Source organism: Shewanella woodyi ATCC 51908, assembly GCF_000019525.1.
Taxonomy (GTDB): Bacteria; Pseudomonadota; Gammaproteobacteria; order Enterobacterales; family Shewanellaceae; genus Shewanella; species Shewanella woodyi.
In genome coordinates this window covers 3,923,493-3,939,428 of the sequence record NC_010506.1, presented here as the reverse complement: position 1 = coordinate 3,939,428, position 15,936 = coordinate 3,923,493, and the positions used below count along the sequence as shown (strand labels likewise).

General features: G+C 45.6%; 16 protein-coding genes and 1 pseudogene. 16 read left to right on the top strand and 1 reads right to left on the bottom strand.

What is annotated here, in order from left to right:
* Positions 1–294 precede the first annotated feature (294 nt).
* From SWOO_RS16540 to ompW, 5 genes are all read left to right on the top strand, one after another.
* Entirely contained in the window at positions 295–1,215 is a 921-nt protein-coding gene (locus SWOO_RS16540) for an SDR family NAD(P)-dependent oxidoreductase (protein WP_012325817.1), read from the top strand.
* 118 nt (positions 1,216–1,333) lie between these two features.
* A complete protein-coding gene (gene tesB, locus SWOO_RS16535) occupies positions 1,334–2,200 on the top strand; it encodes an acyl-CoA thioesterase II (protein WP_012325816.1) in 867 nt (288 codons plus the stop codon).
* Positions 2,201–2,241: 41 nt separating this feature from the next.
* A complete protein-coding gene (locus SWOO_RS16530; RefSeq protein WP_012325815.1) occupies positions 2,242–2,637 on the top strand; it encodes a YbaY family lipoprotein in 396 nt (131 codons plus the stop codon).
* A gap of 56 nt (positions 2,638–2,693) precedes the next feature.
* Complete coding sequence (locus tag SWOO_RS16525; protein ID WP_012325814.1) at positions 2,694–3,263, top strand: nucleotidyltransferase family protein; 570 nt, start codon at positions 2,694–2,696, stop codon at positions 3,261–3,263.
* A 401-nt stretch (positions 3,264–3,664) separates the two neighbouring features.
* Entirely contained in the window at positions 3,665–4,309 is a 645-nt protein-coding gene (ompW, locus tag SWOO_RS16520; RefSeq protein WP_012325813.1) for an outer membrane protein OmpW, read from the top strand.
* A gap of 91 nt (positions 4,310–4,400) precedes the next feature.
* On the opposite strand, the gene SWOO_RS16515 is transcribed toward ompW, so the two are convergent.
* A complete protein-coding gene (locus tag SWOO_RS16515; protein ID WP_012325812.1) occupies positions 4,401–5,168 on the bottom strand; it encodes an SDR family NAD(P)-dependent oxidoreductase in 768 nt (255 codons plus the stop codon).
* 194 nt (positions 5,169–5,362) lie between these two features.
* Between SWOO_RS16515 and SWOO_RS16510 the strand changes: the two genes are divergently transcribed.
* The 11 genes and pseudogenes from SWOO_RS16510 to SWOO_RS26280 form a co-directional block, all read left to right on the top strand.
* On the top strand, positions 5,363–5,794 hold the full coding sequence (locus SWOO_RS16510; protein ID WP_012325811.1) for a YbaY family lipoprotein: 432 nt from the start codon (positions 5,363–5,365) through the stop codon (positions 5,792–5,794).
* Positions 5,795–5,871: 77 nt separating this feature from the next.
* Entirely contained in the window at positions 5,872–6,816 is a 945-nt protein-coding gene (gene metA / locus SWOO_RS16505) for a homoserine O-acetyltransferase MetA (protein WP_012325810.1), read from the top strand.
* Positions 6,817–6,984: 168 nt separating this feature from the next.
* Positions 6,985–7,314 (top strand): hypothetical protein, encoded by a 330-nt coding sequence (locus tag SWOO_RS16500; protein ID WP_012325809.1) that lies wholly within the window; start codon positions 6,985–6,987, stop codon positions 7,312–7,314.
* Between the two features lie 473 nt (positions 7,315–7,787).
* On the top strand, positions 7,788–8,978 hold the full coding sequence (locus tag SWOO_RS16495) for a thiolase family protein (RefSeq protein ID WP_041417725.1): 1,191 nt from the start codon (positions 7,788–7,790) through the stop codon (positions 8,976–8,978).
* An 85-nt stretch (positions 8,979–9,063) separates the two neighbouring features.
* Positions 9,064–10,569, top strand: a complete 1,506-nt coding sequence (locus tag SWOO_RS16490; protein ID WP_012325807.1) for a CoA-acylating methylmalonate-semialdehyde dehydrogenase — start codon at positions 9,064–9,066, stop codon at positions 10,567–10,569.
* A gap of 140 nt (positions 10,570–10,709) precedes the next feature.
* On the top strand, positions 10,710–11,867 hold the full coding sequence (locus tag SWOO_RS16485) for an acyl-CoA dehydrogenase family protein (protein WP_012325806.1): 1,158 nt from the start codon (positions 10,710–10,712) through the stop codon (positions 11,865–11,867).
* A gap of 90 nt (positions 11,868–11,957) precedes the next feature.
* Complete coding sequence (locus SWOO_RS16480; RefSeq protein ID WP_012325805.1) at positions 11,958–12,731, top strand: enoyl-CoA hydratase; 774 nt, start codon at positions 11,958–11,960, stop codon at positions 12,729–12,731.
* Positions 12,732–12,761: 30 nt separating this feature from the next.
* Complete coding sequence (locus SWOO_RS16475) at positions 12,762–13,907, top strand: enoyl-CoA hydratase/isomerase family protein (protein ID WP_012325804.1); 1,146 nt, start codon at positions 12,762–12,764, stop codon at positions 13,905–13,907.
* 56 nt (positions 13,908–13,963) lie between these two features.
* The gene (gene mmsB / locus SWOO_RS16470) at positions 13,964–14,881 is read left to right on the top strand and encodes a 3-hydroxyisobutyrate dehydrogenase (RefSeq protein ID WP_012325803.1); all 918 of its coding nucleotides are present in this window, start codon (positions 13,964–13,966) and stop codon (positions 14,879–14,881) included.
* Positions 14,882–14,885: 4 nt separating this feature from the next.
* Entirely contained in the window at positions 14,886–15,644 is a 759-nt protein-coding gene (locus SWOO_RS16465; protein ID WP_012325802.1) for an SDR family oxidoreductase, read from the top strand.
* Positions 15,645–15,670: 26 nt separating this feature from the next.
* Positions 15,671–15,781: pseudogene (locus SWOO_RS26280) on the top strand (short chain dehydrogenase); the annotation flags it as partial.
* Positions 15,782–15,936 lie beyond the last annotated feature (155 nt).

Sequence of the window (15,936 nt, the reverse complement as noted above, 5' to 3'; positions counted from 1 at the left end):
TGGTGAATGTCATTAATGCAGGAGCAATTAAGGACCTTGCCTCAGAACCGCTAAATTCTCGCTGAGCGATCAAATCTTTATACTGATTGGTATAAGTTGCACATTATACCTTTTCAATAGACCTAAGTCATGCTGGCTATATTGTTGAAATTGTGCGCGGTTTTGTTATCTCGCTCAAAGAAAATTTTATTGGCGTATGGTCTTATTATATTGGTTAGTAGGTTTGCTGGGCTGAGTCTGTTCTCAGCAGCGCTCTGGGTTAGGTATTGAACTATTCAATGAGGAAAGGTATCGATGCGTTTTGATGATCAGGTTGCCGTTATTACAGGAGCCGGAACAGGTTTAGGGAGAGCTTATGCACTTGCCTTAGCTGAGAGAGGCGCTAAAGTTGCGCTTATTGATACCTCTGTTTCAATAAGTGAAAAACGAGGCAGAATCGATTCTCCTAACCTTTTATCCTGCCATAAAGCGATTGAGGAGCTGGGGGCTACGGCGTGCATGTTTCAGCTTGATGTGAGGGACAATCAAGGAGTGAAATGTGTTATTGATGAGATTGTTGAGCTCTGGGGTCATATCGATATTTTGATCAATAATGCGGGCGTACACCGCTCCTGCCCCTTTGATAATCTAACTGTAGAGATGTGGCAAGAACAGTTGGATGTCGATCTTAACGGCAGTTTCTACATGACAAAAGCGGTGTGGAGCCAAATGAAACACCAAGGCTATGGTAGGGTGATGATGAGTTGTGGTGTCAGCGCGCTTTACGGTGACATGTACGAAGCCTCCTATAGCGCAAGTAAGATGGCTTTGATAGGCCTAGTTAATAGCTTGCATATGGAGGGGGCGGAGCATGACATTAAGGTCAACAGTCTGACACCCCATGCGTTGACCTCAATGACTAAGGACAGGTTAGCATCATCGGTTAAGCCCCTATTTTCAACCTCATCGATCACTGCTGCAATGCTATTTCTCTGTAGTCCTGGTGCTCCCTCAGGACAACATCTGTTAACTGCTGCTGGCAGTGTTAGTCATGGGCAATTTACTGAGTTTAAGCCTATGTATCTTGACTCCGATTCCTGTAAGCCTGAAACTTTGCTCTCTGGTTGGGAGCAACTTCATCACGCTCAGCCTGTTAATCTGCATAATAGCGGTGAAGATCAGGTATTAGCTTGGGCAAGGCGAGGGGCATCTGAACATCATATTAGTATCGAATAGTGACTTATACCCTTTCACCCAAAGGATTTGAATCAAAGGCGCACCCGTAAAATCCTAGCCTAAAATAGGTTATCTGAGTTAAGCTATTGGGCCGATTAATTGGGGATTTAGAGGTCGAATGAGTCAAGTACTGGATGATCTATTAGCGTTACTCTCATTGGAGCAGATAGAGGTTGGTTTATTTCGTGGTCAAAGCCAAGACTTGGGTTTTGGCCATGTCTTTGGCGGGCAAGTGATGGGCCAAGCCTTAAGTGCAGCGAAACAGACGGTTGCACCCACACGTCAGGTCCACTCCTTTCACTCCTATTTTTTACGTGCTGGCGATGAGAAGCAACCTATCGTCTATGATGTTGAGATCATGCGAGACGGCGGCAGTTTTAGTGCCAGACGAGTTAAGGCTATTCAGAAAGGCCGCCCTATTTTCTATATGACCTGTTCCTTTCAGGAGCATGAAGAGGGTTTTGAGCATCAAGCATTGATGCCGGATGTGCCTGGTCCAGATGGTTTGCTGAACCAGCAAGAGTTGGCGATGACCTTAAGGGATAAAGTGCCGACTAAGATGTTGGACAAGTTTATGGCGGACTCTCCGATAGAGATGCGCTTAGTTGATCCACAAAATCCATTTAACCCTAAAGCTAGGGAAGCTAAACGACATATCTGGATCCGCGCTAATGGCAGTGTGCCTAGTGATCACTCGGTAAATGAGTATCTGCTGGCCTATGCATCGGATTTTAACTTCCTCGTGACGGCAGCTCAGCCCCATGGTGTTTCATTTTTAACACCTGGAATGCGCATGGCGACGATAGATCATGCGATGTGGTTCCATCGGCCATTGGATCTCAACGATTGGTTACTCTATAGCAATGAGAGTCCTAATGCTGGCGGCGGCAGAGGGTTTGTTAAGGGGCAGTTCTTTAATCGACAAGGCCAGTTAGTTGCCTCGGCGACTCAGGAAGGCTTGATCAGAATGAAGAGTGACAACTAGGTTAGAAGTGAAGCATTGAAGTAAGTGAAAAGGATTGTGAAATGATTAAATTGATGAAAAGCGCGGTACTGATCTGTTGCCTATTTTTAACTGCGTGTGTCACAGTGCAGGAGGAGCAGCCTGTCATCGTTAACGGCGCCGCCGGTTATCTTGAGAGAATTAATCTGCCCCAAGGTAGCTCTATAACCATTGCGATTATCGACCTTGATACGCCCGGTGCTATTATGGCGCAAAAGAGCTTTGATATTGCTAGGGCGCCAGTGCCCTTTAAGTTTATTCTTCCGGCTGATACGGTTAAAGATGATGTGAATTATGGTGTGGTGGCGATGATCCAATATCAGGGGCAGGTGATCTTTCAAACCTACGATCGCTTCCCTGTGATTAATAACGATAAGTTCACTACCGAGGTCTTGATGAAAGCGGTACCCGCAAGATAAAGAAATTATTGATTAAAAGGGAGCGTTAGCTCCTTTTTTCGTTTTAAGGAGCTGGTGTGACTCAAGCTAGAAAAAATGGACAAGACCTTTTTAGCCATGAGTTAACGCTCATTGACTGGATAATGAAAGATCCCATCAGAATGCGCGCACTTACTTTAATTAGAGACTTAAACCTGCCTCAAGGGATGATCGCTGCTGGGTTTGTTAGAAATTTAGTTTGGGATAGGCTACATGGCTATGAGCAGGGGAGAGCGCTAACAGATATTGATGTTATCTACTTCGAGCCTAATGATACCTCTGTTGAAGCAGATAAAGCCTATGAGATGAAGCTTAAGGCACTTGCTCCTGAGCTGCCTTGGTCAGTTAAGAATCAAGCGAGAATGCACATTCGTAATGGTGACCCCTCGTATGGATCCTCTCTGGATGCCATGAGTTATTGGCCTGAGCAGGAGACTGCAGTCGGCGTCTATCTGCAACAAGAGCTAACAGTCGTTTCAGCCTTTGGTTTCGATTCTCTATTTTTACTTAAGTTGACCCCAAATCCTAAACGTGATTTTGAGTTGTTTGAGGCTCGAGTGGCACAGAAGTCGTGGTTAACTTATTACCCTAAATTGGAGATCAGTTGATTGTAATAAGCTTTCTTTAAAAAGATTCCTAATGAGCCCGCCACTAAACTCTTTTAATATCCTTCTTCAAAAACTCCTTAATAAACCTTTTCAACAAGTCTCTTCCAATAAATTCCTTGTACCTGATGTTGCTAAAAAGTTAATTCAGCTTTTTTGAATATTGATGATAGCTATTTGGCAAAATACTGAAAATTATGACGTCGCTCACTAAAAATAAAGTGACATCTAACATGCATCTTTTAAAAGTGTGAGTTCGATCAAGTATGGGTATCTATAAGTGGGTAGTGAGTGTATTTATTGATTTGGATCAATAAATTACCGCCCGCCATCTGGCAGGATGCACGCAATTGTAAGGAATTTGATAATAATAACGACATTTCGTGTTGTATTGATGGAGTAGTATGATGAAAAAAAATATCGTTTCTGGTCTAGTTGCCGCCCTACTTTCTGCTGGTTTTGCCTCTTCTGTTGCTGCTCACCAAGCGGGTGACATTATCGTTCGTGCTGGTGCGGTTGTGGTTGCACCTAATGAGTCAAGCGAGCAGGTTGCGACTTTCGGCGAGTTTCAGGTGAGTAACAACACTCAGTTAGGCTTGAACTTCGGTTATATGTTAACTGATAACATAGGTATCGAGCTGTTGGCTGCAACACCATTTAGCCACGATGTGTCTCTAGCTGGTGTTGGTAAGATCGCAGAAACTAAGCAACTGCCACCAACTTTAGTTGCTCAATACTATTTCGGCTCTGCTAATTCTAAACTGCGTCCCTATATTGGCGCCGGTGTTAACTTCACCAACTTCTTCGACAACGAATTCACTAATGACCTGGATGGTGCGTTAACGGATTTAAGCTTGTCTAACTCATGGGGTCTTGCCGCTCAAGTGGGTATCGATTACCAAGTTAATAAGAACTGGCTTGTCAACGCATCGGTTTGGTATGCACAGATTGATACTGACGTGAAATTTAATTTAGGCGATGCACCAGTAACGATTCAAACTGATATCGACCCATGGGTTTATATGGTGAGTGTTGGTTACACTTTCTAAATCAAAGTGTCACTGATGTTACAGGTATAGACTATTACTAAAAAAGGAGCTTATCGCTCCTTTTTTATTTTGCTTTTTTCGAAACTCGAAACTATTTTTTCCCTTGTGCTTTGGCAGCCTTACGCTCAGCTTTAGTTCGCCAGTGGCGAGTGTTATAGACAAACTCAGGTAGCAGCTTGGTGAGCCAAGCGACTAAACGCCAACGCTTAGTGACATAAACCTTACGCTTTCCCGCTTTCATCGCCTTAATTATCTGGCTTGCGACCTCATTTGGTGGTGACAGCCATAACCTGTTTTGCTGCATGGCAGCTTTATCAAGCAAACCTAACTGAAGATCTGTGATTGTAATGGGCAGTTTTAACCTTTGGGCATGCATGCTCAAACCTTCGAGGTAGTTGGTCGCGAAGGCTTTAGAGGCATGGTAAGCGACACTCGGTCCACCACGTAAGCCTGCTATGGAGTTAATGGCGGCAAGTTGGCCATACCCTTGGGTTTTAAATAAACGAAAGCTGGTGTTGCAGATAGCGGCAAAGCCCTGAACATTCACTGTGATGATATCTTGTTCCGGCAACCATGGAAGGTCTGCACTGTAGCTGTTGAGTCCAGTATTGACTAAAACCAGATGAGCGCCACCGACAGCCTGCCACGCATTTTCTATGGTCGAGATAATAGAGGAGGGCTCAGAGATATTGAGCGGAAAAATCTGCACTGGGCTAGGCAAGCTTTTTGCAAACTCCTCAAGTGAGTCAGGATCTTGCGCAAGCAGGGCAAGTTCAACACCCTGTTCTGAGAGTTGTTTTATAATTTCACGACTCAGAAGGGAGCTTGCGCCCACGATAATGGCTGTGGCTTGTGTCATTAGGCTATTCGACTTGTAAAGGGTAGCTTATGATAGGGAGATATCTTAATAAGGACAAGCAGCAAGGGCTGGAAGTGTGGAGTATGCTTAGGCTTTCTTCTTGAACGAAAAACTGAAGTAACATTTTTGTTGAATTTTAACTGTGGACATATAGACATCCAGAAGTCTTGATGTATGATGAGGGAGTATAGCGTATGAAAAAGTGGTTTAAGTCGGTTTCATCCATTGCGTTAGGAGCGCGATTGATGATGGTAGGGGTTATCTCTGCTGGGATGCTAACTGGGTGTGCAACACCTAATGCTGGTGTCGAGATCCAGGGAGAGGTTTGGTTTAAAGAGCGAATAGCACTTCCCCAAGAAGCGGTGCTAACGGTGCAGATTAAGGATGTATCCCTGATGGATGCTCCTGCTGTTGTGATTGCCGAAATAGAGCGAGACAATGTCACGACACCCGCGCCATTTCAGTTCGTGATCAATCGCGACCAGTTTGAACAGGGTAATACCTATGCTGTGGGTGCTAATATCAGCCTAAATGGCAAATTGATGTTCATCAACACGCAAGCTTATCAGATAGATTTAGGGTCGAGTGAGCCCATGTCAGTGCTAGTTCAGAAAGTTGGCCATTAGCGAATTTAATAGGCGCTGAACTTGTAACTTGGTTAATGGAAGATTCGACAGAGTTTAACGAATTTAAGAGGCGCAGTATGCCAGTTAAAATTCCCGACGATCTGCCAGCGGCAGAGATCTTAGAGTCTGAAAATATTTTTGTGATGTCTGAAACTCGGGCAGCCAATCAAGATATTCGTCCTATGAAGGTGCTTATCTTGAACTTGATGCCGAATAAGATTGAGACAGAAACTCAGTTATTGAGATTATTGGGAAACACGCCGCTTCAGGTGGATGTTGATCTGCTTAGGATCCATGACAAGGAGTCGAAGCACACCTCCATTGATCATATGAATAACTTCTATCGTGATTTTGAAGCGGTGAGGCAGAAAAATTATGATGGCTTGATCATTACTGGCGCACCTTTAGGTCAGATTGAGTTTGAAGAGGTGAGCTACTGGGATCATATTCGAGAGATCATCGATTGGTCACAGCAGCATGTCACCTCAGTCTTGTTTCTGTGCTGGGCCGCTCATGCTGCGCTGTTTCACCTTTACGGCTTAAACCGTAACTTACTTGAGCAGAAACGCTCGGGGGTTTTTGTTCATCGCCGTACCACTCAGCATTTTCCTCTTCTTAGGGGGTTTGATGATGAATTTTTAGCACCACACTCTCGCTTTGCCGAGATGAGTCTTGAGCAGCTTAAAGCGCATCCAGAACTACAAGTGCTCACTGAATCCGATACAGCAGGGGCATATATGGTGCTGAGCCGGAATAATCGTAATCTGTTTGTGATGGGCCATCCTGAATATCAAAAATCAACGCTAAAAGATGAGTACCACAGAGATCTAGAGCAGGGACTCAACCCTGATGTGCCACAAAACTACTTTAGAGATGATAACCCTGAGAAGGAGCCTGTCGCACGTTGGCATGGCCACGGCAGCCTATTGGTCAGTAACTGGCTCAACTATTATGTTTACCAGCTAACCCCCTATAATCTGGATGACATGAGTGGCATCACTCCCTGGGAGAATAAGCAATAAGTTGAGTGTTCAACTTAAATCATCTACTTTCACTTTGTAAGTGATTCAGTGAGTTTATTCGTGGTTTTTATCAGCCTTCTTTGGAAGGCTGATTTCATTTTTTAGCTTGAAATTAGCTCCATATGTATTGGATATGATTTAGCTTTATATTTCTAAGGATGGAAAAGTTTGAGTGAGTTGATTACCGCAGTTTGGCCAATACTCTGTCTTTCGATGTTTCCTTTGGCTGTATGGTATTTGATGGAAGCTAAAAGTGTTTTAAACCTCTTGAAGTCAGAACACCCACAAATTTGGCTTGAACTGGGAAATATTCAACTTGTCAAAAACAACACCATCAGTAATTCTTATAAGTTTATGGTTTATATATTAAAGGCTGATTACAGGTTACTTAAGGGTGATAAACTATCAAGAAAAGGTAACTTGCTAAGGCGTCTGTTAATTAGTGGGCATTTGATAGCAGTTTTTGTATTCATAGCACCAATAGTTATTGGCCGATAACAACCATTAACTCATTAAGGATAGGCTGTGCGTAGTCGCCCCCAGCTTTAACTATATGGCCAATGTTGAGCAAGCTCGATTGGTTCCTTTCATTTAGTTTAATATCAAAACCAATCTAGCTACCCACTTTTAATTATTTAAGCTCTGCTCCTTACCCAAGGTCGAGTGCAGTGATGAGAGTTGATCCACTGTTAGCTTAACTCGATTTAGCGTCACTTTACTTATACTCAATTTCTAGTACCGAACCAGGCGCTTTTTAGCTCGCTTATTCTTCTTTTAACTCTAAGGCTGTAAATCTTGAGTGACATCTGCACACTAATACTTTGGTAGATCTTTAAGATACGACACTTGCTTTACGTTCGCGTAAACGTCACAGTGCTATTATTTGAATAGAGATTATTATTTCAAGCTAAATAATTTAGTCAAGACTAAGGTTATTGGCTTGGGGTGAGACAACCAAGATGGAGTGGAAAATGAGTACTGAGCAATTGAGTCAAGAGATCGTGATTGTAGCCGCCAAGCGAACCCCTATGGGAGGCTTTCAAGGCGCATTGTCGACGGTTCCATCTCCAAAACTGGCGGCCACAGCCATTAAAGGTTTGATAACACAAACTGGTGTTTCTGTTGATGCTGTCGATGAAGTGTTGATGGGGTGTGTGCTTCCAGCGGGCCTTGGTCAAGCGCCAGCTCGTCAAGCAACATTGGGGGCGGGACTGCCGCTGTCAGTTGGTGCAACGACTGTCAATAAGGTGTGTGGCTCAGGCATGAAGACTGTGATGCTAGCACACGACCTTATTAAAGCGGGCAGTGCTGGTATCGTTGTTGCTGGTGGTATGGAGAGCATGAGTCAAGCACCTTACTTGCTAGATAAAGCCCGTGGCGGTATGCGTATGGGTCATGGCAAGGTGATGGATCATATGTTCCTCGATGGCCTAGAAGATGCTTACACTGGCGGCGCAATGGGCACATTTGCTCAAAAGACGGCTGATGATTTTAAACTTACCCGTGAACAGATGGATGCCTTTTCACTAAGCTCACTCGAGAAAGCCAATAAAGCGATTGAAACTGGCGCCTTTAACGATGAGATAACCCCTGTGACAGTAGAAAGTCGCCGTGGTGACACTATCGTTGAGATTGATGAGCAGCCAGGCAATGCCCGTCCAGACAAAATTCCAACTCTACGTCCAGCTTTCACTAAAGATGGCACCATCACTGCGGCCAACTCAAGCTCAATCTCTGACGGAGCTGCGGCTCTGATGTTGATGACGGCTCAACAAGCAAATGTGCTTGGCTTACCTGTTCTTGCGACGATTAAGGGACACACTACCCACGCACAGGAGCCATCCATGTTCACCACAGCGCCAGTGGGCGCGATGAATAAGCTGTTTGAGAAGGTGAACTGGAGTGTCGATGATGTAGATCTATTTGAGATCAACGAAGCCTTTGCCATGGTGACCATGCTTGCCATCTCTGAGCTTTCAATCGATGCAGATAAAGTGAATGTCAATGGTGGTGCTTGTGCGCTGGGTCATCCGATTGGTTGCTCTGGTGCTCGCGTATTAGTCACGCTTATTCATGCACTCCATGCTCGTGGTTTAAAGCGTGGTGTTGCATCGCTGTGTATTGGTGGCGGCGAATCGACGGCAATGGCGATAGAGATTTAAAGAAATCAACAAGATAACTGAGCTAAGCATAATATAACAAAAATCGTACCTTACTCAGTACCAACTAGCTCAAATGGGAAGCAATATGACAACTCAGGTGAAACACTATATCGATGGCCAGTTTATTGAAGGTCAGGGAAAGCAGAAGATATCTGTAACTAATCCGGCAAATAATCAGAGCATTGCAGTGGTTAATGCGGCGACAGTTTCTGAAGTTGAAACCGCCATTGCCAGTGCAAAGTTGGCGTTTAAAAGCTGGAAAGAGGTACCTGTATCGGAGCGTGCCCGTGTGATGTTTAATTACCAACATCTACTGAAAGCTCATCACGATGAGTTGGCAACGATTCTGGCTCAAGAGACAGGTAAGACATTTGATGATGCCAAAGGTGATGTATGGCGCGGCATTGAAGTCGCTGAGCATGCTTGTAATATTGCGACCTTAATGATGGGTGAGACGGTTGAAAATGTGGCTCGCAGCATTGACACCTACAGCTACACTCAACCTCTTGGTGTGTGCGCGGGCATTACCCCCTTTAATTTCCCCGCGATGATCCCGCTGTGGATGTTCCCGCTGGCTATCGCTTGTGGTAACACCTTTGTGCTTAAGCCTTCTGAGCAAGACCCTATGACGCCACAACGTCTTGTGGAGTTGTTTGAAGAGGCGGGAGCACCTAAAGGCGTGTTGCAGCTTATTCATGGTGACAAGGTTGCGGTAGATGTGCTGCTTAATCATCAAGATATTAAGGCTATCTCTTTTGTTGGTTCTGTGGGTGTCGGCCAATATATCTATAAAACAGGTACTGATAACTTAAAACGAGTGCAGGCATTTGCTGGTGCAAAGAACCACTGCGTTATTATGCCTGATGCGAACAAACAGCAAGTGATTAACAATTTAGTTGGCGCGTCAGTTGGCGCAGCAGGTCAACGCTGTATGGCGCTCTCAGTGGCTATTTTTGTTGGCGCGGCTAAAGAGTGGATCCCTGAACTGAAAGAGGCGATCGCTAAAGTTAAGCCTGGACTTTGGGATGATAAAGAGGCGGCCTATGGCCCAGTTATCAGCCCAGCGGCTAAGGCGCGAGTCTTATCATTGATTGAGCAAGGTAAGTCGGAAGGGGCTGAGTGCCTACTCGATGGCTCTGACTTTACTGTTGAAGGTTATGAAGCGGGTAACTGGGTTGGGCCAACCATGTTTACTAAGGTCACCACTGAGATGAGCATCTATAAAGAGGAGATCTTCGGGCCTGTACTGTGTTGTATGGAGTCAGAAACTCTTGAAGAGGCGATTGAGGTGGTTAATAACAGCCCTTATGGTAACGGTACTTCAATTTTCACTGCCAGTGGCGCCGCTGCACGTAAATACCAACATGAGATCGAAGTGGGTCAGGTAGGGATCAATGTGCCTATTCCTGTGCCATTGCCATTTTTCTCCTTTACCGGTTGGAAAGGCAGCTTCTATGGCGATCAACATGCCTATGGCAAGCAAGCGGTGCGCTTCTATACGGAAACGAAAACCATTACCTCTCGCTGGTTTGAGTCTCAGATATCTACAGCTGAGCATGCTGCACCAAATATGACCATTGATCTTAAGTAAAGAGATTTGAAGTAAAAGCTGTGAAGTAACAGCGTTAAAAAAACAGACACTACATACCCTATTAAACAAACGACACAATAAAAATGAAGGGCACCTATCGTTACTTAAGGTGCCCAATAAAGTGTCAAAGGAGATCTCAGATGGATTTTAATCTGAATGACGACCAACGTCAGTTTGCCGATTTAGCTCAGCAGTTTTCAAGTGAAGAGTTAGCCCCGTTTGCGGCTAAATGGGACGAAGAACATCATTTTCCTAAAGATGTGATCCAGCGTGCCGGTGAACTTGGTTTCTGCTCACTTTACTCTCCAGAAAGTGAAGGTGGAATGGGCCTAAGTCGTCTCGATTCATCCATTATTTTTGAGCAGCTCTCCATGGGCTGTACAGCCACCACTGCCATGTTAACCATTCACAACATGGCGACCTGGATGCTCACCAGTTTTGGCTCTGAAACCTTAAGAGCTCAATGGTCTGAATCTTTGACGACTGGCGAAAAGCTTGCTTCTTACTGTTTAACAGAAGCGGGCGCTGGCAGTGATGCCGCTTCGCTAAAAACTAAAGCCGTAAGGGAGGGGGATGAGTATGTCATCTCTGGCGCCAAGATGTTTATCTCTGGAGCAGGCGCTACTGAGCTACTCGTGGTGATGTGCCGCACAGGCGAAGCGGGACCGAAAGGGATCTCCGCTATTGCCGTGCCAGCCGATGCCGATGGCATCACCTATGGTAAAGCGGAAGATAAGATGGGCTGGAATGCACAGCCAACACGTGAAATCACCTTTACTGAGGTGCGTGTGCCAGTCGCTAATCTGCTGGGGGAAGAGGGTCAAGGGTTTACGTTTGCGATGAAGGGGCTCGATGGCGGTCGCATCAATATTGCTACTTGTTCAATCGGTACGGCTCAAGCAGCTCTCGAACGTGCAACTCAATATATGACTGAACGTAAACAGTTTGGTAAGCCTATTGCGGCTTTTCAGGCGCTGCAGTTTAAGCTAGCGGATATGGCGACTGAGCTTGTGGCGGCAAGACAGTTGGTGCGTTTAGCTGCATTTAAACTCGATCAGCAAGATCCTGAGGCCACAGCCTACTGCGCCATGGCGAAACGATTCGCGACCGATATCGGTTTTCAGGTCTGTGATGCGGCCCTGCAGCTTCATGGCGGCTATGGTTATATTCGTGAGTATCCTCTTGAGCGCCACGTACGTGATGTGCGCGTGCACCAGATTTTAGAGGGAACCAATGAGATCATGCGTCTTATTATCGCCCGCCGTTTATTGAATGAAGAGGCTGGTGCAATCCTTTAGATTGATCTGTTGTGAGTCTCTAATTAATAGCAAAAGTGCATTAGAGAACGTTAGCGATTTAAAAGAATTAAGTTTACAAGGAACGAATTGATGACTGGAATAGTTGAGCGTATCGAGGGTCACACTGCAATACTGACCATGAGTAATCCACCAGCAAATACCTGGACGGATACGAGTTTACAAGCCTTGAAACATAAGGTGCTTGAGCTTAACAGTAATAAAGATATCTACGCGCTGGTAATTACTGGCGAAGGGGAGAAGTTTTTCTCTGCTGGGGCAGATCTTAAGTTGTTTGCCGATGGTGACAAAGGCGTTGCAGCTTCAATGGCTAAGTACTTTGGTGAAGCGTTCGAGGCATTAAGTCAGTTTCGCGGTGTATCGATAGCAGCTATTAATGGCTACGCCATGGGTGGCGGTCTTGAAGTGGCACTGGCTTGTGATATTCGTATTGCCGAAGCCCAAGCTGTGATGGCGCTGCCTGAAGCATCTGTGGGCCTGCTTCCATGTGCTGGAGGCACACAGAACCTCACTGCATTGGTGGGAGAGGGCTGGGCTAAGCGGATGATCTTATGCGGTGAGCGCGTTAAAGCTGACAAAGCTGAGGCTCTAGGCTTAGTGGAAGAGGTGGTGGAAACTGGCAAGTCTCTGGATGCCGCCATTGCACTGGCTGAAAAAGTGGCTAACCAAAGTCCAAGCAGCGTCACTGTTTGTAAGCAGCTTATTCAAGCTGGCCGCACCATGCCAAGAACCTTAGCCTTGCCTTTAGAGCGGGAGCTGTTTGTGGGGCTGTTTGACACTGAAGATCAAGCCGAAGGGGTGAACGCTTTCTTAGATAAGCGTAGCGCTAACTGGAAAAACGGATAAATAGCAGATTGTTAACAGGATGGATACTCAATGACGACTCAAACTGATAAGCCAATAGCGAACAATAATAGCGTTGTTTTTCAGACGCTAGGTACTGTCTCAGGTAAGCAGATTGGTGTGGTAACCCTCAATGTTGAAAAGGCTATTAACTCGTTGAATCTTGAGATGGTCTATGCCATGACTGCGCAGCTTAAAGCGTGGCGAGAAGATGATGATATTGCCCTTGTGATGCTCGATGGTGCAGGTGATAAAGGCTTTTGTGCTGGTGGCGATGTACGTGCTATCTATCACGCCTCTATGATGACTCCTGGCGAGTTAACTCAAGATGCCGTGGAGTTTTTTGAAAATGAGTATCAACTCGACTATCTGTTGCACAGTTTCCCTAAACCCGTGATGGTGTGGGGAGATGGCATAGTTATGGGCGGTGGTCTAGGTTTGATGGCGGGAGCCAGTCACCGAGTCTTAACTGAGCGTTCACGTATTGCAATGCCCGAGGTGACTATCGGCTTATATCCTGATGTTGGCGGCAGCTACTTCTTAAATCGTATGCCAGGTGATACAGGACTGTTTCTTGGTTTGACCGCCTACAACATGAATGCTGGCGATGCTAAATTTGTGAATATAGGTAATCACTATCTCAACAGTGATGACAAAGAGCCTATGTTAGATCATTTGGCGACGCTTTCATGGAGTGGTGATAATGATGCGAACCACGAGCTTTTGAGTCAGGAGCTTAACCTGCTTGAGCAGCGCGTGGCTATATCCATACCCGGTTCGCAACTTGCCGAAAAACAGGCTGAGATAGCTGAGCTGATGTCTGGTAGTTTAAGCGAAATTATTGAGCGCGTGAGTCATTCAGACTTTAGCGATACCTGGTTGGCTCGCCCCATCAAAACTTTACTATCGGGCAGTCCTATTAGCTGGCATTTAATCTATCGACAAGCACTGCTGGGTACGGATTTGAGTTTGACCGATGTATTTAAGTTTGAACTGGGGTTGAGTGTTAATTGCTGCGCCATTGGAGATTTCTCTGAAGGGGTCAGGGCGCTACTTATCGATAAAGACAGAATGCCAAATTGGCGCTATCAAAGCGTGGCTGATGTCCCGCAAGATTTGATAGAGAAGATGACCTGCTCGCCATGGCAGACGGATAACCATCCCTTAAAAGAGATGTAAATAAAAGATTGGCTGGGTAACAGATACAGTTAACGGTACAGAATAAGGAACATGAGATGACTAGTGTCGCATTTATTGGGTTAGGGCATATGGGAGCCCCCATGGCTGCCAATTTGGTTAAAGCTGGATTAACGGTACGTGTATTCGACCTTGTCCCTCAAGCGATGAAATCGCTAACGGACTTAGGAGCTATCTCATCAAGCAGTGCTTGCGGTGCGGCAGCGGGAGCTGATGTGGTGATCACTATGTTACCAGCGGGCAAGCATGTTCGCTCGCTATACCTTGGTGACGATACCAATAAAGGTTTGATTGATGTGGTTGCACAGGGCAGCTTACTGATAGACTGCTCAACCATAGATGCGATGAGTGCACAAACTGTCGCTAAGTCGGCAGCTGAGAAGGGGCTAGATTTTGTCGATGCGCCAGTATCTGGTGGCACGGCGGGAGCTGCTGCGGGTACGTTGACCTTTATCTGTGGCGGTACTGATAAAGCGTTTGACCAGGCGAAAGCTGTGCTTAGCAACATGGGCGCCAATATTTTACATGCTGGTGGCGCTGGGGCAGGCCAAATTGCTAAAATATGCAATAATATGCTGCTTTCAGTCTTGATGGTTGGAACAAGCGAGTCACTGCAGATGGGTATCGATCATGGACTTGACCCTAAGGTCTTGTCTGAGATCATGAAGGTCAGCAGCGGGGGCAATTGGACATTAGATAAATATAATCCCTGTCCAGATGTGATGCCAACTGTGCCCTCATCTAATGGTTATCAAGGCGGCTTTATGGTGGATTTGATGGTGAAGGATTTAGGTCTTTCCCAAGAGGCTGCACTGCAGTCAAACTCCAGTACACCTATGGGAGCCTTAGCACGCAGTTTATATGTGAACCATGCCAGACAAGGTAATGGTACACGAGATTTTTCCAGTATTTTTGAGCAGTTTACTAATTCTCAACAGATTAAAGATAAAGGGTAACTCGATGGATTTAAAAGATAAGGTTGTTGTCATCACAGGTGGTGCTGGCGGACTGGGTTTAGCGATGGCGCTGGATTTGGCTGAAGCGGGTGCTAAGTTGGCGCTTATCGATGTGGATCAAGAGAAGCTTGAACGAGCTTGCGCCGATATCGGTGATAGAACAGAGGTCCAAGGTTACGCTTTTGACATTACCGATGAAGAGGACGTAATGGCTGGCTTTGGTTTCATTATGGAAGATTTCGGCAAAGTTAATGTGCTGATTAACAACGCGGGCATCTTGTATGACGGTATGTTAGTGAAAGCCAAAGAGGGGAAAGTGACGAGTCGCATGTCATTTGAACAGTTCCAGGCTGTGATTAACGTTAACCTAACAGGCTCTTTCCTTTGTGGCCGTGAAGCGGCGGCTGCCATGATTGAATCTGAGCAGGAGGGAGTGATCATTAATATCTCCAGCCTTGCTAAAGCAGGTAATGTAGGTCAGACAAACTACTCTGCTTCAAAAGCTGGTGTGGCTGCGATGTCTGTAGGTTGGGCGAAAGAGTTAGCTCGATATAATATTCGCAGCGCAGCTGTAGCGCCGGGTGTTATCGAGACTGAGATGACAGCAGCGATGAAGCCTGAAGCTCTTGAGCGTATGGAGAAGATGGTTCCGGTTGGTCGTTTAGGCCAGCCGCGTGAGATCTCATCAACGGTCAAGTTCATCATCGAAAATGACTATGTTAATGGCCGCGTATTCGAGATCGATGGCGGGATCCGTATTTAACAAGAGAAAAGATGGTATCTATTTAAGTAGGAAGATTAGGTCAGCTGAGTGAGATCTCATCGACGGTCAAGTTCATCATCGAAAATGACTATGTTAATGGTCGTGTATTTGAGATCGATGGCGGGATCCGCATCTAGGGAACTCTCTTGGAGGATAAGAAAAGCGGGCTTAGGCCCGTTTTTTATTATCAATCCCTCGCTTTGAATTGGTTTTTCAAAACTGCTGAGTCGATCACTTACCTATACTGATTGGTATTTATCTTCACTTAGGTGATAATGATCACATAAAGTGT